The 20,368-nt window shown below is 50.8% G+C and carries 14 protein-coding genes, 1 other RNA gene and 2 pseudogenes; 4 read left to right on the top strand and 13 right to left on the bottom strand.

Annotated features, from left to right (window positions below):
- Nucleotides 1–31: 31 nt before the first annotated feature.
- Complete coding sequence (locus tag DWZ16_RS05540) at nt 32–682, bottom strand: YigZ family protein (RefSeq protein ID WP_118522441.1); 651 nt, start codon at nt 680–682, stop codon at nt 32–34.
- Nucleotides 683–1,016: 334 nt separating this feature from the next.
- Here DWZ16_RS05540 and DWZ16_RS05535 point away from each other — a divergent pair, with 334 nt between their 5' ends.
- Together DWZ16_RS05535 and DWZ16_RS16625 are read left to right on the top strand one after the other, a co-directional pair.
- Complete coding sequence (locus tag DWZ16_RS05535) at nt 1,017–3,146, top strand: transglycosylase domain-containing protein (protein ID WP_412694291.1); 2,130 nt, start codon at nt 1,017–1,019, stop codon at nt 3,144–3,146.
- Nucleotides 3,147–3,205: 59 nt separating this feature from the next.
- Nucleotides 3,206–3,727, top strand: coding sequence for a hypothetical protein (locus tag DWZ16_RS16625; RefSeq protein WP_412694290.1), 522 nt, complete (start codon nt 3,206–3,208; stop codon nt 3,725–3,727).
- Between the two features lie 131 nt (nt 3,728–3,858).
- Here DWZ16_RS16625 and DWZ16_RS05530 read toward each other — a convergent pair whose 3' ends face one another.
- The 10 genes and pseudogenes from DWZ16_RS05530 to DWZ16_RS05485 all read right to left on the bottom strand — a co-directional run bounded on the left by DWZ16_RS05530 (nt 3,859) and on the right by DWZ16_RS05485 (nt 16,455).
- Nucleotides 3,859–4,215, bottom strand: coding sequence for a SpoVA/SpoVAEb family sporulation membrane protein (locus DWZ16_RS05530; RefSeq protein WP_022359528.1), 357 nt, complete (start codon nt 4,213–4,215; stop codon nt 3,859–3,861).
- Between the two features lie 38 nt (nt 4,216–4,253).
- A pseudogene (locus DWZ16_RS05525) lies at nt 4,254–5,359 on the bottom strand (stage V sporulation protein AD).
- Between the two features lie 148 nt (nt 5,360–5,507).
- The gene (locus DWZ16_RS05520) at nt 5,508–6,569 is read right to left on the bottom strand and encodes a type IV pilus twitching motility protein PilT (protein WP_118522429.1); all 1,062 of its coding nucleotides are present in this window, start codon (nt 6,567–6,569) and stop codon (nt 5,508–5,510) included.
- 85 nt (nt 6,570–6,654) lie between these two features.
- Nucleotides 6,655–8,286: a GspE/PulE family protein gene (locus DWZ16_RS05515; RefSeq protein ID WP_207663867.1), complete on the bottom strand. Its 1,632-nt coding sequence runs from the start codon at nt 8,284–8,286 to the stop codon at nt 6,655–6,657.
- Between the two features lie 33 nt (nt 8,287–8,319).
- Entirely contained in the window at nt 8,320–10,227 is a 1,908-nt protein-coding gene (locus tag DWZ16_RS05510) for a hypothetical protein (RefSeq protein ID WP_118522428.1), read from the bottom strand.
- On the bottom strand, nt 10,224–11,396 hold the full coding sequence (locus tag DWZ16_RS05505) for a hypothetical protein (protein WP_118522427.1): 1,173 nt from the start codon (nt 11,394–11,396) through the stop codon (nt 10,224–10,226). Before DWZ16_RS05505 ends, DWZ16_RS05510 begins: the two co-directional genes overlap by 4 nt.
- A gap of 143 nt (nt 11,397–11,539) precedes the next feature.
- A complete protein-coding gene (locus DWZ16_RS05500; protein WP_022359524.1) occupies nt 11,540–12,049 on the bottom strand; it encodes an SEC-C metal-binding domain-containing protein in 510 nt (169 codons plus the stop codon).
- A 129-nt stretch (nt 12,050–12,178) separates the two neighbouring features.
- Nucleotides 12,179–13,540, bottom strand: coding sequence for an ABC transporter permease (locus tag DWZ16_RS05495; RefSeq protein ID WP_118522426.1), 1,362 nt, complete (start codon nt 13,538–13,540; stop codon nt 12,179–12,181).
- Nucleotides 13,541–13,555: 15 nt separating this feature from the next.
- Nucleotides 13,556–15,532 (bottom strand): COG1361 S-layer family protein, encoded by a 1,977-nt coding sequence (locus DWZ16_RS05490; protein ID WP_243021935.1) that lies wholly within the window; start codon nt 15,530–15,532, stop codon nt 13,556–13,558.
- 155 nt (nt 15,533–15,687) lie between these two features.
- Nucleotides 15,688–16,455, bottom strand: coding sequence for an ABC transporter ATP-binding protein (locus DWZ16_RS05485; RefSeq protein WP_118522425.1), 768 nt, complete (start codon nt 16,453–16,455; stop codon nt 15,688–15,690).
- Nucleotides 16,456–17,015: 560 nt separating this feature from the next.
- Here DWZ16_RS05485 and pyrB point away from each other — a divergent pair.
- Nucleotides 17,016–17,938 (top strand): annotated as a pseudogene (gene pyrB, locus DWZ16_RS05480) (aspartate carbamoyltransferase).
- Nucleotides 17,932–18,357: an aspartate carbamoyltransferase regulatory subunit gene (locus tag DWZ16_RS05475; protein ID WP_022359701.1), complete on the top strand. Its 426-nt coding sequence runs from the start codon at nt 17,932–17,934 to the stop codon at nt 18,355–18,357. The pseudogene pyrB and the gene DWZ16_RS05475 overlap by 7 nt, the downstream one beginning before the upstream one ends.
- A gap of 136 nt (nt 18,358–18,493) precedes the next feature.
- Here the strand turns inward: DWZ16_RS05475 and DWZ16_RS05470 are convergent, their stop codons facing one another.
- Complete coding sequence (locus DWZ16_RS05470; protein WP_118522424.1) at nt 18,494–19,921, bottom strand: alanine/glycine:cation symporter family protein; 1,428 nt, start codon at nt 19,919–19,921, stop codon at nt 18,494–18,496.
- 99 nt (nt 19,922–20,020) lie between these two features.
- Nucleotides 20,021–20,368: RNase P RNA component class A (gene rnpB / locus DWZ16_RS05465), an RNA gene on the bottom strand.

The following is a 20,368-nucleotide window of genomic DNA, read 5'->3' as shown; positions in this document are numbered from 1 at the left end:
AGCATTTTTTTATCCATTATTCAATCTTTTTTTACAATAAAATGATTTTTCCGTCATCCATGCCAAAATAAACTTCATCCAGTTTTTCGATCCGGCATCTTCCATTTGTGCCCTCTATGAGCTTCTTCTCCGCTGCTCCCGCCTGGTCAAACGGCACCAGGATCGTCAGATCCACGCCCTCGCCGTACTCGCTGTCCAGAATCGGCAGCTCTGCTTCTGCCAAAATGTACTGCACCTTTCCAAGCCCGCTGTAGTCTGTCCCGACCTTCCATTTGCGAGCCAGGCATTTTTCCAGAACCACACAGTTTTTAAGACCTTCCTGGACCGCGCCGCCGTATGCCCGCACCAGTCCGCCGGTTCCTAAAAGTGTCCCGCCAAAGTACCGGGTCACAACCGCACAGACGTTGTGAAGCTCGCGTCCCAACAGCACATCCAGCATCGGGCGTCCCGCCGTCTGCGCCGGTTCGCCGTCGTCGCTGCAGCGCGCCACCTCGTTATTTTCTCCGATCGTAAATGCCGAACAATGATGTCTCGCATCCCAATATTTCTTCTTGACTTCCGCAATAAATGCCGTCGCCTTTTCTTCCGATTCCACCGGGCGGATCTCCGCGATAAAGCGGGACTTCTTCTCCACAATCTCGCCCTCGCCGCCCTGATAGATGATTTTATAGCGCTCTTTCATCTTTTCCTCCATCTATGAACAACGCATCCTTAAAACGGATGTTTTTTCACTTCTTTAAACGCTTGTAAACCTTAGTTGCTGTTCACGCATACGTGCCCAGTAACAGAATTTGCCGTGGCTTCGCATTTCAATACGGCAAATTCCTGCTGCCACCACGTTTTCTTACGGCACTTTCGGTTCCAAAAGTGCCTACCCGTGAATAAACCTTATCTTTTATGATACCGTAAAAAAAACTTCATGACAATAGTATTTATTTATCCCATGAATTTTGATATAATTGGAAATACTGTATTTATTAATAGAACGAACCACTACGAATCCAAAGGAGGTTCTCATGAATTACGGTGTAAAAGCAACCAAGAAACGGATCCGGGCAGTCACTTCCCGGAAGAAGAAATACGCCAACCGGCTGTTTCTGACCTTCTTCAAGACTGCCTTTGTTCTTGTTCTGTTTCTCTGCGTGACGGGTGTCAGCACCTTTATCGGCATGTTTAAAGGCATTCTGGACAGTTCGCCGGACTTCAACCCGGACAGCTTCACTCCAAGCGGATATTTTTCTACTATATATAATAGCGCCGGGGAAGTGACCGACACGCTGGTCGGTTCCAACTCGAACCGAATTGAAGCATCCTACGAGGATTTTCCTCAGGATCTGATCGACGCATTCGTCTCCATCGAGGACTCGCGTTTCTGGCAACACAGCGGTATCGATCTGCGCTCCATTTCACGCGCCGTGGTCGGTGTCCTGACAAATAATTATAAAGGCGGCGCCAGCACCCTGACCCAGCAGCTCATCAAAAATACCGTCTTCAACGGCGGTATGGAGACCAGCAAAGGTTCCAAAATTGAACGAAAAATCCAGGAACAATATCTGGCGCTGCAGCTGACAAAAAACGTCGATCGGAAGGTCATTTTAACGAACTATTTAAATACGATCAACCTCGGCAGCAATACGCTGGGCGTCAAAGCAGCGGCGCTGCGCTATTTTAATAAGAACGTCTCCGATCTGACCCTTTCTGAGTGCGCGGTCATCGCCGGTATCACACAGAATCCGTCAAAGCTGAATCCGATCAGCGGCGCGGAGGCAAATGCCGCCCGGCGCAAGGTCATTTTGCAGGCAATGTATGAGCAGGGGTATATCACAAAAGAAGAACAGGAGGAAGCACTGGCGGACGACGTCTACGCCCGTATCCAGAATGTCGACACGGCGCTCAAGGAAAATGAGACACCGTACTCCTATTACACGGACGAGCTGATCAGCCAGGTCACCGAAGCGCTCAAAGAGCAGCTCGGCTATACTGACACGCAGGCGTCCAATCTTCTGTTCAGCGGCGGACTGCAGATTTACACCCCGCAGGATCCGCAGATTCAGGCGATCGTCGATGAGGAAGTCAACAATCCTGCCAACTACGACGCGGCTCGCTATTCGGTTGAATACCGCCTTTCCCTGACCCATCCAGACGGGGAAACGCAGCATTATTCACAGGAAACTCTGAAAACATGGATCCAGCAGGTCAAGGGACAAAGCGGTTTTGACGGGCTGTTTAATTCCGAGGAAGAGGCGCAGACGGCGATCGATGAATACCGCACCGCCCTCACGCAGGACGGAAGCACCGTTCTCGGTGAATCAGTTACCATGATTTTAGAGCCGCAGACCTCGTTCGTCCTGATCGAACAGTCCACCGGCTATGTCAAGGCAATCAACGGCGGACGCGGACAGAAGACGGCAAACCGCACCTTAAACCGTGCGACCGACTCCCTGCGGCAGCCAGGATCGACCTTCAAGGTCATTTCCTCCTTTGCCCCGGCATTGGATGCCTGCGGCGCGACCCTATCAACTGTTTACTATGACGGACCATACTCTTCCGGTGAAAAAGAGTTCCGAAACTGGTGGGGCAGCGATTACAAGGGCTATCACACGATTCGCGACGGCATTACCTATTCCATGAACATCGTCGCCCTGCGCTGCATGGCGGACACGGTAACGCCGCAGCTCGGTGTCGAATATGCCGAACGGCTGGGAATCACTTCCCTCGTAAGCCAGGATCAGACTCTCTCGACAGCACTCGGCGGTCTGACAAAGGGCGTCAGCAACCTGGAACTGACAAATGCATTTGCGGCGATCGCCAACGGCGGCACCTACACGAAGCCTGTCTTCTTTACTAAGATCCTGGATCGCAACGGAAAGATACTGATCGACAATGAACCGGAGACGCGGCAGGCGCTCAAAGACTCTACCGCCTATCTTTTAACCAGCGCGATGCAGGATGTTATGCAGAGCAATACAATGTATACGCGTTCCGGTTCCGGGGTTAAATCGACCGGTACGACAGCGGCGATTCCCAATATGAGCTGCGCCGGAAAGAGCGGTACGACCACCAGCAACGTCGACGTCTGGTTTGTAGCTTTACGCCGTACTACACTGCCGGTATCTGGGGCGGGTGCGACAATAACCAGCCATTAAAAGGCGGCACCGTTTCAAACGGCGGTACCAGTTACCACAAGCGCATCTGGCGAAATATCATGACACGTGTCCATGAGAGCTTAAGCGACCCCGGATTTACGGTTCCGGACAGCATTGAAACCGCTGAAGTATGCCGCAAATCCGGCAAGCTTCCGGTTTCCGGCGTCTGCAGCAGTGACCCGCGCGGAACGGCCGTCTACACTGAATATTTCGCGAAGGGCACGGTTCCGACCGAGACCTGCGATCACCACACCCGCGTAACGATCTGCTCCGCCTCCGGCGGCATCTCGACTGCCTTCTGCCCGACGAACCAGCAGATTTCCAAGACAGTTATGGTCGTTCCGGAAGACGGCGGAGAAACGGACGATTCCCGCTTCTCCATGCCGGGCGAGTGCAAGATTCACAATGGTTCGTCCACGATCATCCATCCTTCTGAGAGCGCCGATTTCTCAGCTCCGGGCTACAGCCCCGATTCAGATAATCTATCGGCTCCGATCCACTCTGCGGTTCCACGCCCGATGGCGGGAAGTGGACGGAATGGAAATAATATTCCGATTGTCCCGGCGAATCCGGAGCATTAACAGCAAAATAATATATCTGCAAAAAGCTGCTGTAAAAAGTGACATTCATATGCCTCTTTTACAGCAGCTTTTTATTTCCTCAACTGATTTTCTTTTGCCTTGCTTTCTTTTACTTTTCTTTCGTCTTCTCTCTAATCCTTCATCTTGGGTTTGCAAATCAGCGACGACAGATAGCCGAAGATCAACGCCCCGGAAATCCCCGCCGCACCCGCCGTGAATCCGCCGGTAAACAGCCCCAGAACCCCATCCTTGTCAATTCCATCCCGCACGCCCTTCCAAAGCGTATTCCCAAACCCCAGCAGCGGCACTGTTGCCCCGGAACCCGCCCATTTGGCATACGGTTCGTACAAGCCGATCGCACCGAGAATCGAGCCACATACCACCAAAAGTACCATGATCCGCCCTGGCATGAGTTTCGTTTTATCCATCAGAATCTGCACGGCGGCACAGAGGAGTCCGCCGGTCACAAATGCTTTGATATAGTCCATTTTTTTGCTCCCTCTCTGAAGTTTCTTGCAAATACCTATCATTCACCGAACGATTCTTTTCCCTCAAGCACCACTCCATGGGCAATCCCCGGCACATTCTGCCCCTCATTAAAGCTGATCTGGGACAGCAGCGCCCCGGTCGGCACAAACAGGACGCGTTTCCACTCACCCGCCTGTATTTTCGGAAGAATATAGCCGCACAGCACCGCCGCCGAGCAACCGCAGCCGCTCCCGCCCGAATGGGTATCCTGCGTTTTCGGGTCAAACATTTCGATCCCGCAGTCCATATGGATGCTGGAAATATCCTGTCCTGCCTCGCGCATAAAATCAAGCAGGATTTCCTTCCCCACCATTCCCAGATCGCCAGTGATGATCCGGTCATAGTCAGATGGTTTCCGGTTAAAATCACGGAAATTCCGCAAGATTGTGTCTACCGCCGCCACCGCCATTGCCGCCCCCATGTTCATGGAATCGCGCATCTGCATATCGACGATCTTTCCGGGGGTGGCAGCTGGGATACAAGGTTGAAATTTGGGATGCAATTTTTCCTGTCCAGCATTTTTCAGTGATTCTGACGCATTTTCTTTCGCTCTGCGCCCATCTTTCCCTTCATTTTTCTCATTTCCCTCGATCATCACACACCCGCACCCGGTCACCGTCCAGGTTGTAGACTGCGGTCTCTGATTCCCATACGCCAGCGGAAACCGGAACTGCCGTTCTGCCGAGCAAAATGGCTCGACGCCAGCGCCAGAACCCGGTCCGCATAGCCAGCCCCTGCTGCCATCGCCCCCAGAATCATCGCCTCCCCCATCGTCGAGCAGGCGCCGTAAAGCCCGAAAAACGGGATATCAAACGACTCCACACCAAACGAGGTCGCCACAATCTGTCCCAACAGGTCTCCCGCAAACAGGCAATTCACATCCGCCGCCTGTCTGCCCGCCTTATCCAGGCATTTCTGCACCGTCTGGCGCTGCAATTCACTCTCCGCCTCCTCCCACGACTTTTTCCCAAACGTCGGATCCGGCTCCACCCGGTCAAAAAAACTTGCCAGCGGTCCCTCACCTTCCATCTGCCCCACGATCGATGCCGCCGATGTGATGATGGGCGGATGCTCAAACTGGATGCTTGATTTACCTGCCTGCATAAAACTCCTCCTGAAACATAAAAACATTGTCAAAAATATACTGTTCAAACTTTCGCTACAATCTCAGTATTTACACAAACATACATTTTTATGTTTTCTAGTAATCTGCATTCCTCGCAGGCTTCATTTACCCGTTTTTACCATATTATTAATACTGCACCGCCGCCAGTTTCTCTCTCAGTTCCTGCGGATCCTGGGATGCATCGACTGCCGTCTGCGGTGTGATCACGCCCTCTTTCGCCATACGGATCAGAAAATTATCCATCGTAATAGAGCCCTCTTTTGCACTAGAAAGCAGATAGCTCTGCATCTGCGGTGTTTTTCCATCACGGATCAGATTCCGGATCGCCGGCGTGAGCATCATAAGCTCACAAGCTGCCGCCCTGCCCTGACCGCCCGCCCTCGGAACCAGCTGCTGTGACAGCACCGCCCGCAGCGTCATCGAGAGCTGCGTCCGGATCTGCGGCTGTTTATCCTCTGGAAAAACACCCACAATCCGGTCAATGCTGTCGATTGCCGAATTGGTATGAATGGTGGAAAAAACAAGATGTCCCGTCTCCGCCGCCATCAGCGCCGTCTCGATCGTCGCCGGATCACGCATTTCTCCAATCAGAATGACATCCGGGTCCTCACGGAGCGCCGCATAAAGCCCCTTATCATAGCTCTCTACGTCCACGCCCACCTCGCGCTGGTTGATGATCGCCTGCGCCGGTTCATAGACATACTCGATCGGGTCTTCCAGCGTAATCATATGGAGCGGACGATTCTGGTTGATCTCATTTAAAATTGCCGCCAGCGTCGTTGACTTGCCGCTTCCCGTCTCGCCGGTTACCAGAATAATGCCTTTATTCCAGCTTGAAAACTGATTCACTGCTTCCGGAAGCCCCAGCTCCGACAGGTTCGGAATCGTACTGCTCAGAAGACGGATCGCCGCAGAGAGCGCGGCCTGCTGCCGGAACAGATTCACACGGAGACGCCGTCCCGCAAACGAAGCACTAAAATCCAGCTGTCCGATCGCCTCGATCTGATCGGCCGCATTGCCTGCCAGCTGGCGTCCATATTCCTCACAATCCTCACGCGTCAGCCCGCCATCCGTCAGCGTCTCGATTCTGCCATCAATTCTGCATTTTGGCGGCAGCCCTGCAATCAGATGCACATCCGATGCCCTTTTTTCAGCTGCCAGCGCGATTAATTCCTCGATTCCATACATATCATCTGTCTCCTCTTCTCTTTCTGCACCATTTACAGTGCCAGCAGCGTCCGGATCACCTCGTCCACCGTCGAAACACCCTCTTCTACCAGCTTCTGCGCGTGTCCAGCATCGGAACATACTGGCTCGCTCTTCTGGCTGCATCTAAGAAACGTGTCCGGTCAGCTCCTTCCAGAATGCACCGGCGCAGCTCCTCCTGAATCAGCATTACCTCAAACACACCGATTCTGCCCCGGTATCCCGAATTGAAGCACTGATCGCATCCGGCTCCCTGCCAGTATAATTTTCCAGGGTTCTCCGGGATTCCTGCCATCTCAAGCGCTTTTTTCGGCGGCTGAATCTGGGTTTTGCAGTTCAAACAGATTTTCCTCAGCAGCCGCTGGGAAATAACGCCTCGCAGTCCCGCCGCAATCAGGTATGACGCCACGCCCATATCTCGCAGACGGTCAATCGCCGAGATCGCATCTTCCGTATGAATCGTGGTGATAACGAGATGTCCCGTCATTGCCGCACGCATCGCGATCTCTGCCGTCTCACCGTCACGGATCTCGCCGACGCAGATGATATCCGGATCCTGACGCAGAACTGAGCGCAGACCCGATGCAAAGGTCAGCCCCACTTTTTCATTGATCTGCACCTGTGTCGCGCCTTTGATATGGTATTCCACCGGATCCTCCAGTGTAATCAGGTTGGTCCGATCCGAAAGAAGTTCGCGGATCAGCGTATACATCGTCGAAGATTTACCTGAACCAGTCGGTCCTACAATCATGATAACTCCGGAAGTAAGCCCTAAAAGTGTATCAATCTTTGCATCCTCCACTGCCGGAATACCGATACCGCGGCGGTTCAGCGTCTCCTCATTTCGTTTCAGAATACGGATAACCACTTTTTCTCCATACAGGGTCGGAAGGGTGGATATACGCATATCAATATCTTTTCCTCTTAAATGCATCACCGCACGACCATCCTGCGGAATTCTTTTTTCGACGATATCGAGCTGGGACATGATTTTAAGCCTCGAAATGACCGAATCCTTGAGTTCCGACGGGATCGTCATGATCCGATGAAGCTGCCCGTCGATACGCATCCTGACGACCATCTCCTCCTCCGTCGGCTCAAAATGGATATCCGAAGCATTTTCCGAAATGGCGCGCTCAATAATCGAATTGACCAGGCGGATCATCGGCGTCACATTTTCCTGTCCTTCTCTTGCCGCCGTCTGCCCCTGACGCGCCTCTTGTGCCGCTGCCGTCTCTGCCTGCATCTGCGCCATCGCTTCTGCCGCGCCCTCGTTGCCATACAAAATATTGATCGCACGCTTCACCGCCGGTTCAGAGGCGATCATCGGCACAATTTTCTTTTTGGAAGTATGCTGTGCTTCCTCAATCGCCATGAAGTTCAGCGGATCCGCCATTGCCAGATAGAGCTGGTCTTTGGAAATACGCACCGGTACGATCGTCATCTTCTTTGCCAGGTTTTTCGGCACAAAACGCGACATTTCCGGGCTGATATCGACCCGCGTCAAATCAATATAGTCAATACCCAGCTGCATGCGAAGCGCATCGATCAGCTGACCTTCCGTGATATAATGATGCTTGACCAGCGTTGTTCCCAGACGTTCTTTCTCCTTCGCCTGATAGTCAAGCGCCTCTTTAAGCTGCCCTTCTGTGATCAGTCCCAGCTCCAAAAGCATGTCTCCCAATCGCTTTGTACGCATTCTCTCTACCTCCCTGTATAAATATGGATCTGGTTATTCAGCCATTTTGCTGCGGAAATCCCGGATCCGGTCAAAGCAGTCCCGATCCATCTCGATCGCCGTCTGATTTCCAGTCGTCACAATCCACGCTTCTTCCAAAAGCCTCCGGATGATCCGCGCCGCCTCTTTCTGATCCTCTGCGGTCGTCTCACGGATCTCCTCTGTCCAACGACGGATCTGTACAATGTCCAGGCCATTGTACGCATACTGCATCGTTGCCATCCGCCGTCCCAGGCATCCGCACGGCGCCGTCGCATTGCCGTAACTGCTTAAAATATAGCCATTCCGATCTTCCTCCGAAAGCTGCAGTTTTTCCAATACACCCGCTGCCGCCCGGATCGCCTCGATCGTCTCACTGACCTTCGGATCCCGGTATGTACTCGCCACGATCCGGTCCATCGTCGGCGTAAATGCAAACGACGCGCTGTAGGCGCCGCCTTGAAAACGGAGCTGCGGCACAAAATACCGGTCATCCAGCGCATTTACATACGGAAGAATCCGCCCGGAAAATCCATCTACAGCGCTCAGCTCTGCCGAAAAGACGGTATACTGGCTGGAGCTCTCCACAATTACCGCCTCCCTGCGCGCCGGAACCGGGAAAGTATACCCAGCATTTTCCCCTCTGTTTTCCGTTTTATTCTCATGGTCTGGCATCTGTTCTCCCCGCAGATTTCCCAGAATCCGCCCCGCACAATTCCGCATCCATTCCAGATTTTCCCTCGGTGCAACATGAAGGATCGTCACCGCTGTTCCATGCAGGATGCGGTCGCGCACCTCCTCCATCTTCTCTGCCAGCTGGAAGATCGCTGCATCCTCCTGTTCCAGTCGCCCGCGCAGTTTTTTCAAAAACTCATAAAACGCCTGTCCGCCGACATATTCCTGATACCGCGTATTGATGCTATAGCCAGATGCCGCCAGACGCACCGCCAGCGAATACGCATCACTGCGCGACTCATCACAGGACGGAATCGTCTCATCCAGTGCCTGGAGAACCGCATTCTTATCTCTCCAGAGTGGATGTGATAAGAGTTCCAACAGGACATACAGGCTCTCTTCATAATCTTCCGCCATCCCGTACCAGCTGACCGCCAGCGTCGGATGGCTGTTTCGTCCCGCCCGAACCTCCGGATGTCCCTCATTCATGGAAAAATCATGCAGATAGCGCTCAATCTGATTTTCCTTTTCCATTCTGCCATACCGGGCATTTTCAAGCTCTGAAACAAACATTGTATATAAAGGAATATAAAAGCGGTCCTCTTCCGGCACGCCGCTCAAATCCAGGTATAAGCGGTTATAGCTGATCGCCTCCAGATCCGACGGCGATTCATAGATCGAAATCCCATTTATCTCATATATCTGATATTCCGGCGTCTCTTCCGGCGGCGGAAGCTCATCGACCCGGATCATAAAATCCGCATTCGAACACTCCGACGCATTCCACGCATCAAAATCCAGGGTCTTCGCAATCAGCGCATCCAGCTCTGCCTCGCTCATCTCCGCCTTCATCTGCGCCAGATACGCGTCGCGCTCCTGCTCCATCGCCTCTGCCATCCCCGGCGTCGGAACCGTCGTGACAAGAACCCGCCGCTTCGCCGCGCCAAGCTCTGCCGCAAACCGACGAATCTCCGCCTGTGCCGTCCCTGCATCCAGAGAATCATAGGCTGCCGCCTCATCCGCATACACATCCGCATCGCCCGTCAGTGCCCATTTCAGGCTGACTTCCGGCACGATCGAATCCGCAAATACATCCGTATCTTCGCCTGCCGTATAATCATGTATCGCCCGCGCCTTGAGCGCCGTCTCCACCACTGACGGGTCGATCCCGCGCTCCTGCATCTCGCACAATGTCTCATCCGACACCTGCCGGAACCGTTCTGCATCCTTCGGACTGCTGTCTGTCATTTCGAAAACAAAAAATGGCTTTTCTGCTCCATCATCACCGATGCGCTCGCATCACAATGGATGCCCGCCGTCCGCAGCTTTTCCCTGAAAACCGATCCATCCACATTCATCATTCCCGCAATGATGCTGTACTGGATCAGCTTTTCCCATGAAATGCCGCTCAGATCCATCGCATACGATACCACCGCCGCATTCTCCGATGCGTCTCCCCGGTAAGCAGGACTGGGAACGGTTGCCTGACGGAAGAATGATTCTCCCCCATTTTCCAAACCATCTGGCTCGGGGCTGTAACACGCACTCATCCCTATATTCTGCATTTCCTGTTTTTCCTGTCGCCCGCTGCCTGACTGGAAACTCCATCCGTCTTCTTTTCCATAGCTTTTCTTTGCATCACACAGATACTCTTTATCCAGGAATGCCAGAAACCGTTTCCAGTCCAGATCCCCATACAACAAAATCAGAGCATTATCGAACCGATAAAATCGATCATACATCTCCATCGTATGTTCATACGTCAGATCCTTATAAAAACGGTGCGCCTGTCCATTCGCATTTGCCGCCGTCTCCCCCGGATACAGCGCCCGCAAAACATTCCGCAGTGCCTCATTATCTGTATCATTCAGCATGCCGAAATCCTCGCTGTACACCGTTCCTGCCAGCGTAATCGGGCTTTTGCGGTCGCGCAGCTCATAGCGGACCGCTTCACGGTCAAAAAAACGGCGTTCCCGCCGGATTCCCGGCGCTTTCATGCAGCTTAAATACACATCTGCCATCTTAAGCAGCTGTTCCTCGCTCTGGCTGCACACCGGATATGCCGTAAATGGTATATAGGTAAATGCATTTACAAATGTGTGGTATGTCTTGCTGCAAAGATCAAAAAAAATATCCTTACTCGGATATTTATCAGAGGAAGCAAGTACCGAATGCTCAAACACATGATTCGTGTCCGTCTCATCCAGATGCGGTGTCCGATAGGAAATCGAGAATCCCCGGTTTGTATCTTTATTTCTGATATAAAACAGGGACACCCCGCTTTTCTCATGTTCAAAATACAGTGTCTGCGCTCCCAGCGCCTGCAGTTTTCCCACCTGTTTCAATGTAAAACCTGCTGTCTGAAATCCCGGCTGCAGTCTCCCATCTGCCGCCCTCCACTGCTTTGTACCTGCCATTCTTTTATCATGCCTCCTGCCATCATTCGTCTGCTGTCTTTTCTCTATATCTATTATACAAGAGCACGTCCTATATTTCCATAGAAAAAAGCACATCCGGTTCACTCTGTGTTCCGGATGTGCTTCTCTGATTCATAAATCTATTATTTATTCTTTCCGCAGCACTTCTTATATTTCTTACCGCTTCCGCATGGACACGGATCGTTCGGGTAAATCTTATGTGTATTGCGTACTGTGCCAGATGCCTTCTGCTCGCGGTACAGCTCTGTTCTTCTCTCCTCAGTCAGGATTGCATCCCACTGCGGAAGCTCATACAGCCAGGTAGCCTTTGCCTCTACCATGTTGTAATATAACTTCTCCGGGTCGATCTCAATCTTAACCTTGGTATCCTCATCCATGGTCTCGATCGGGTTCTCATAGCCCTTTAAGCTCTCATTGATTCCATCCAGGAAACCGGTCATGATCATAACTTCGGTATCATACTTCTCAGCCAGTTCCTTAACGGTACCTTCTACAACCTCAGTCGGGTTTGCAAGAATCTGCTCGTAAATACCTTTCTCAATCGTAAAATATCCAGACCAGAGTTCCTCTTTCTTTTTATCATCCAGCCCGTCACCATATGCCAGATTGCGCCAATTTTCTAACAGTGTCATCGGTAATTCCTTCCTTTTTTCGTTCTTTCATTACTATAATAACATAGTATATTTAAGTATATAACAAGTTGGGGGGATTTGCAAGGAGGAAAACTGGCATCTGCCTATTTTATCGCATAAGCAAACGTATCACTCATTCCGTATCGCCGCCAGCGGACTCAGCTTCATTGCGCGCATCGCCGGGAAGAATCCGGCTGCCATGCCGATGATGATGGCAAATCCTACCGACGGAACTGCCAGCCAGATCGGGATCACGGACAGCTTTCCATCCATTCCATATAAAAAAGTCGCTGCCAGAAACTGGTTAATCAGCACGGAAACCATAAAACTCAGCGTCAGTCCGATGAGTCCTCCCATGAAACCGATAAAACCCGCCTCAATCAGAAACATATTTCGGATAGTTGCAAGGGAACATCCTAACACTTTCAGCACGCCAATCTCCTTTGTCCGCTCATAGATGGACATCATCATCGTGTTGGCAATGCCGATCGCAGCTACCAGCAGGGAAACGGCGCCGATGCCGCCGAGGGCTGCCTGGATCATGTTGGACTGCTGTTTGGACTGTTCCAGCCATTCCATCTGGCTGTTTGCCTCATAGCCCATGTTGCTGATGGCTTTCTGTACCTCTATTACATGATCCATATCGTCCACATTGACCGTCGCTTCCCCATATACAAAATAATTGTACGGTTTTCCTTTTTTATTGGTCGGCTGACCCGGAATCGGTCTTTTCTTGAACACCTGTTTTAGCTGTGTCTTGAGCTTATCCAGATCAACGTAGACGCCGTAGCTGTAATCACTCCACTCATCCGGTCCGCCTGCGACCAGACCGGCGGTTTTCAGCATATATTTCTTCGGAGCCGCCACCTTCTGGCTGCCGTCATCACCGCCGGAATTGCCCTTAGACTGATAGTAGGCATCCGTGTCAAAGATCGTGAACATCGGCTTATTGATAAAATCGATATCCGGCATCTCTCCGGTGTCCCAATAGCCTTTTCCCGTCTTAGCATTGCTGAAATTCTGCGCGACCATGTTTCCGACCACCATCTCCATATCCTTCGTTTCGACAGTCGGCAGGCTTCCTTCTCCCAGTTTGATATTCTTCATTGCTCCCAAGGGGATCCCATGCAGCTGCACATTTCCCTCGTAGACACCCTGACGCATAATCACATTCAGGTTCAGATCCGGATAAGCACTTGTCACATGCGGAATCTTCTCAAATGTCTTCATCGTCTCATCCGTCATGAAGCTGTCCTCTGGATTTTTCTTATCGCTGGAATTTCCATTATCATAATTATACACCTGAATCGCGGTCAGGCTTCCATAGGAAGAATACTGTTTGATGGTAAATTCTTTCAGTCCTATTCCGATAGAAACCATGACAACGATCGATGCCGTACCAATCACGACTCCCAGAACCGTCAGAAAGGTACGGAGCTTTCTGCGAAACAGGTTGTTGACGCTCATCGTCAGCAGATCACTGAATCTCATTTTCACCGGTCCTTTCTATTTTTTCTTTCTTTTCGGATGATCGTTTTGTTCTTTTTCAACGTCCTTTGTTTCGTCTTCCGATACATCTGCTGTCGTCATTTCCGGCTCGCCCAGCTCATTGTCCAGTTCCTCTTCTAATTCGTCTTCAAGCGCCTTTTCTTCTCCTATTTTCTTCTTTTTCCTCTTCCAGACAACTACACCGACACCTGCGCCCACCAGCGCAGCGATCACAAGCATCGGAGCGATCCGCCCAGCGCCGCCCGCTTGCGCCGCATCGGTATCTGCATCCATGCCGTTGTCCATTCCATCCATGCCGTCCATCCCGTCATCGGAAAACGCCTCACTCACGTTCAGAAGCATTTCTTTTTCAGTCTCTGAAACGACTCCATTTTCATCCTCATAGGAAATGATAATCTTCACTTTTCCATCATCGGTTGTCGGCGCAATCGCGGTCAGCATCGTATCGACATTGCCGGTTTCGCCCGGCTTGATATTTCCCACGTAAGCGTCAGCTGATTGGATAGAATCTGCCTCAAAACGCGCCATAACATTGTAAAGAATTACTTTTCCGGTGTTGTTGATGCCAAACATGACATTCGTCTCAGAACCAACCTCGATCGCATCCGGCATCACATCGATCGTGCTGGTGTTCAGCCGCGGCTCCTGTTTGACCGGGAGGGCAATTTTGACTTCTTCCTTGGCATTTTTAAATTCCGGGCTGTCGTACTGCTCCTGAATCGTCATGCGGTATGATTTCTGCTCCGCCGTCGGCGCCGCCTTGAACACCATCGAGAGATCCGCCGTCGCCCCCGGCGCCATGTTATTGACAACTACGGAGGTGGAACCGCTCTCGGATGTAAAGATCGGCGTATTTTCAACTTCTTCCGAAGCAAATGTAAACATAATATTGGAAGCTGCCACATCCGAAGACGCATTCTTCATCCGCACACGCAGTTCAAACGGCTGTCCGGCATAGATCTCTGCCGGGATCGTCTCGAAGCTGTCCACGATGATACGCGCCTTGGTTCGATCCTGCTCGCCCGCATCCGCCGACAGCTCATCGTCATCTTTTCCCTTGACGCGCACGTAAAACACCTTGTCCACCGGCTCCGAAAACTCGCCGCCCTCTTCTTCGCGGTATGTAACCAGATAGTGAATCGGGAAAAAGCCCGATTTTACGTCCTCACGCACCATCATGCTGTACGGAACCGTCACCATCTGCCCTGATTCCATATCCCCCATTTTACGGTTATAGTTGCCCTCATTGATATCAAACGGGAATTTCGTAATATCTGCGTCAAGCTGCATATCCACGCGAACATCGTAAACCTTTTTAAGTCCCGTATTGGTCAGGTTCACGCCAAAATCCATGACCTGATTGTACCCCGCATACGGCGTCTGCTGGTTATCGCCGATGGAAAAATCGTAATCCAGCTTCGTGTTGTCGTCTTCCTCGGTGGAGGAACCGTCGTAAGCGGATACCCACAGATTGACGCCGACTTTTAAACTATCATCAATAAAGAAAAAAGCCTGATAATATCCAGCTGACAGATCCCGGCGCAGTTTATACGTCAGAGTCACACTCTTGGAGGAACCCGGCTTAATGTCGATCGCCTTATTTTTAAACGTGTTGGAATCCGCCTCAAACGGAAAGGATTTGTCATACCAGTACAGATCTCCGCTGTCACCTTCGTCATCTGATTCACCAAAGGAATCTGTCATGAATCGCTCATATTCATACGCATTCGCAAGACGGATTGTCTTGAAGCTGTTGTCGCCTTTTTCTGCTGTATTATGAATCGTCATTTTGATCGAAATCTTATTGCCCGCCTTGCCGCGCGGAACTTTCGTGACCGTGATCGTTCCATTATTGTCCTGAAAATCCGTCATGTTCAGCATTTCCGCCTGCGCTGTCCGGCTTCCTCCCACCGCCAGCACCACAAAAAGCAGCAAAAACACCGCCCATCTCTTCCACTTTCTCATACCTCTCATTTTTCATACCTCCATATCCGCTCACATTAAATGCTGCTTTTATCAATTTCTCATTCTATCGTCAGCATTCCTGTGTTTTAGCCTTCTAAATTCCAGACACAGCCAACACTCTATTTTTATCTGTCTATTTCATATCTGCTCCGTCTTTCGCTCTCTTAAATTTCCTCTATTCTCCCATCTTCCTTGCCCATTTGCCGATTCTCCTCTATCTTCACAATCTTCCCATCGATAATATGGAAAATTCGGTCTGCATACGCCGCCAGATGGTTATCATGCGTGACCATAACCAGCGTCTGGTTCTGTTCCCGGACGATCCGCTGCATCAGTTTCAGCACATCCATCGTCGTGTGCGAATCCAGGTTTCCAGTCGGCTCGTCTGCAAAAATGATCTCTGGATGTACCACCAGCGCCCGTGCAATGCCGACACGCTGCTGCTGTCCGCCGGACATCTGGTTCGGCATATGATCGCCGACTTTTTCCAGTCCGACCATTTTCAGATATTTTTCCGCCATCTCCCGGCGCCTGCTGCGCGGCACACCGCGGAAGGATAGCGGAAGCGCCACATTTTCGACCGCATTCATCGTGCCGAGCAGGTTATACGACTGGAAAATAAATCCGACCCGCTCCCGGCGGAATGCCACCAGCTGGTTCTCGTTTAATTTTTCTATGTGCTGTCCGGCTATGACAATCTCGCCTTTCGTCGGCTTCTCCAGCCCCGCCAGCATATTCAATAAGGTAGATTTACCCGAACCGGAGGTACCTACAATTGCACAGAATTCGCCACGGTACATCGTAAAATCAACGCCGTTCAGCGCGTATACCTTCGTCTCGCCGACGCGGTAGACTTTATATAGATTTTTTACCTGTATGACAGGTTCCCGTTTCCGGAGTTCATTCTTCCCCGGCACTTTCCGCTCTTCCATCAGCCTTCTCCATTTTCTAACTTATTTCATGCTCCTGAATATTCCATCGAAATTCATTCCTGACAGCCTGGATTTATACAAGTTTCAACCATTGCAATTCCAGTTCTTCTTTCTACATTATACCGGATTTGTTTCAATTCTCCCACCTTATTTTTCTTAATGTTCCTTACGCTTTTCTTACCGTTACTGTTCACATACGTGTGCCCAGCAACGGGATTTTGCCGATGCTGCGCATTCCAAATCGGCAAAATCTGCTGCCAGAACTGTATCGTACGGAATTTTCAGTTCAGAAAATTCCTACCTGTGAACAGTTACTTCTTACCAGCTTTTTCTCCCTGTCTGACCGTTCCTTACGCTAATCCATTTTGCCCCGGAAAGTCATTTTTATTTCCTATTTCATCTCAGGTAATCTTCCAGCCGTCATCACATTGTCCATATTTTCTATCCCCCCTATTCATATTTTTTATATCACAGATCATTAAAAGCTATAGCAATCCATCTGGAAATGTTTTATAATAGTTGGGAAAAATATGCCAATACGAATAGAGAAGGAGAATCAAATGAGACATTTGCTGAATCCACTGGATTTTTCCGTTGAGGAGATCGACCAGCTTCTGGATCTCGCTTCCGATATCGAAGCCAATCCAGCCAAATATGCACACGTCTGCGACGGAAAGAAAATCGCGACTCTGTTTATGAGCCAAGCACCCGTACACGCTTAAGTTTTGAGGCTGCTATGCTGAACTTAGGTGGACGGGTTCTTGGCTTTGCTTCTGCCGATTCAAGCTCTGCTTCCAAGGGCGAGAGTGTGGCAGATACCATCCGCGTTATCTCCTGCTTCGCAGATATCTGCGCGATGCGCCACCCGAAGGAAGGTGCGCCGATGGTTGCTTCCCTGCACTCTTCCATCCCGGTTATCAATGCCGGCGACGGCGGTCACCAGCATCCGACGCAGACCTTGACCGATCTGATGACGATCCGTTCTTTAAAAGGACGCCTGAACAATTTAACAGTCGGTCTGTGCGGCGATTTGAAATTCGGACGCACGGTTCACTCCTTAATCAATGCTCTGTCCCGTTACACAGGCATCCGTTTCGTCCTCATTTCCCCGCCGGAACTGCGCGTCCCGGATTATATCATTGAGGATACACTGAATGCAAAGGGAATCGAGTACAAAGAGGTTGAAAACCTGGATGAGGCGATGCCGGAGCTTGATATTCTCTACATGACACGTGTCCAGAGAGAGCGTTTCTTCAACGAGGAAGATTACATCCGTATGAAGGACTGCTACATTCTCGACAAAAAGAAGATGGAGCTTGCCCGTGATGATATGTTTGTGCTCCATCCGCTTCCGCGTGTCAATGAGATTTCCGTTGAGGTGGACAACGACCCGCGTGCCGCTTACTTCAAACAGGTTCAGTACGGCGTATACGTCCGTATGGCTCTGATCATGACTTTACTGGAGGTGGAAAAACCATGTTAAATATCAGCGGATTAAAAGAAGGTTTTGTTCTGGACCACATCCAGGCAGGACGCAGTATGGATATTTACTTTAAACTGGGGCTGGACAAGCTGGACTGCCAGGTGGCTATCATCAAAAATGCGCGCAGCAGCAAGATGGGACGCAAGGACATCATCAAGATCGACGGCAGCCTTGATCTGGTAAATGTTGATGTGCTCGGCTACATCGATCACCGTATCACGATCAACATCATTAAGGATGGAAAAATCGTAGAGAAAAAAGATGTCAAGATGCCGAAAAAAATCACAAATGTCATCCACTGCAAGAACCCGCGCTGCATTACCTCGATCGAGCAGGAGCTTCCGCATATCTTCTATCTCGCGGATGAGGAAAAAGAGGTATACCGCTGCCAGTACTGCGATGAGAAGTATTCGCTGTAGATTTTCCTGAATATATCAAATGAATATCAAAAAAGCCATGAACGACTTTTCTGTAGATTTACAGATCATAAGCGATTTCATGGCTTTTTATTATTTTCCAGATTATAGATTCCAAAAGTGCCTACCCTTGAACATCTTAATTCCAGAACTCTGTCTTACCTTCCAGCCCGATACCCTCAGCCTTGAAGCACGGATTCTTGCCTTCCTTTTTCTGCGCCAGGTAATCATCCAGACATTTGAGCGCTGTATTTCCCAGAATCACGATAACCGGCAGGTTGATGATCGCCATGATACCCATGAGGACATCCGCGAGATCCCATACCAGACCGAACTGGAGCTGTGCGCCGATGAAGACAACTACTACCGCAAACAGGCGGAACACGTTCATTTCTTTGTTTTTCAGCGTACGGCGTGCGATGTAGTTGAGACATCCCTCACAGTAGAACAGGTTGCCGAGCAGTGTCGTAAATGCAAACAAAAGAAGTGCAAATGTAATGAAATACGGTCCAATCACGCCAAATACCGTTCCCAAAGATTCCTGTACGAACGGAGCGCCTTTCAGTTCTTCGGACGGAACGATACCGGTGCAGAGGCACATCATCGCTGTTGCCGTACAGATGAGGATTGTATCGATAAAGACGGAAAGCATCTGTACCAGTCCCTGCTTAACCGGATGGCTGACATTAGCTGCTGCCGCCGCGTTCGGTGCAGAACCAACACCCGCCTCGTTGGAATACAGACCTCTCTTAATTCCCTGCATCATGGCAGAACCTGCGAATCCGCCGAAGATCGCCTTGAAATCAAAGGCATTGGAGAAGATATTGACAAACACTTCCGGTAGTCTTCCGATGTTTAAGAACATGACCGCAACTGCCATCAAGATGTAGAAAACGCCCATAAACGGAACCAGCACACCGGTAATGCGGACAATCTGTTTTCCGCCGCCCATGATACAGATGCCGACCAGAATCGCCAGAATGGCGCCGCCGATCATCGGAACCAGGCTCTTGTCCCCCATCATAAACTGATGATAAAAACCGTAATTCGACATACTGTCAATCAGGTTAAAGGACGCCAGCATATTGAAACCGCCAGCATAAGTAGCAATCAGGGCAATCGCGAAGATAACACCCAGCGCACGGTTCTTCAGCGCCGCCTCGATATAGTAAGACGGACCGCCATAGCTTCCGCCGGACGCGTCGCGCTTCTTATAAATCTGCGCCAGTGTGCTCTCGACAAATGCCGATGCGCCGCCCACAATCGCAATCAACCACATCCAGAACACCGCGCCGTAACCGCCAATCGCGATCGCATTGGCTACACCTACGATATTGCCTGTGCCTACACGGCTCGCCGTCGATACCATCAACGCCTGAAATGCGGATACGGAGTTGCTGTCCGTCTTCTCTCCGACTACCCGGATTGATTCCGGAAGCAGACGGAGCTGTACGAAACGGCTTCGGAGTGTGAAATACAGTCCGACCGCCAGCAGCATGATAATCAGCAGATAACTGTACATGACGTTGCTGATCACACCAACGAGTGATGCAAATCCTTCTAACATAAAGTTTCCCCCTTTTCATTTGTATGTAAATAGAAAAAAGAGCCGCTGCCGAATAAAGACGCCCTCTGGTATCTGCATTCGGCAACAGCCCCCTTAAATGATTTGAGCAAAACGGTAAGCCGGGTTATGTCGTTGAATGGTCATCTATCTAGTCCTGCTGTCGCCAGCAGGCTCAAGCGACCTACCCGAGAGCAGACGGGCCGCCTTGCGCTCTCTGTTCGGTCTTGCTTCGGATGGGGTTTACATGTGCCCCGGCTGTTACCAGCCGGGCGGTAGTCTCTTACACTGCCCTTCCACCCTTACCCGGTAAACCGGGCGGTACATTTCTGTTGCACTGTCCTTGGAGTCGCCTCCACCAGACGTTATCTGGCATCCTGCCCTGTGAAGCCCGGACTTTCCTCACCTGCAGCCTTTCGGTTCTGCAGCCGCGACCATCTGTCTTACTCA

Source organism: Clostridium sp. AF29-8BH (assembly GCF_003478145.1).
Lineage (GTDB): Bacteria > Bacillota > Clostridia > Lachnospirales > Lachnospiraceae > Otoolea > Otoolea fessa.
This window is presented reverse-complemented; position numbering and strand designations above follow the sequence as displayed.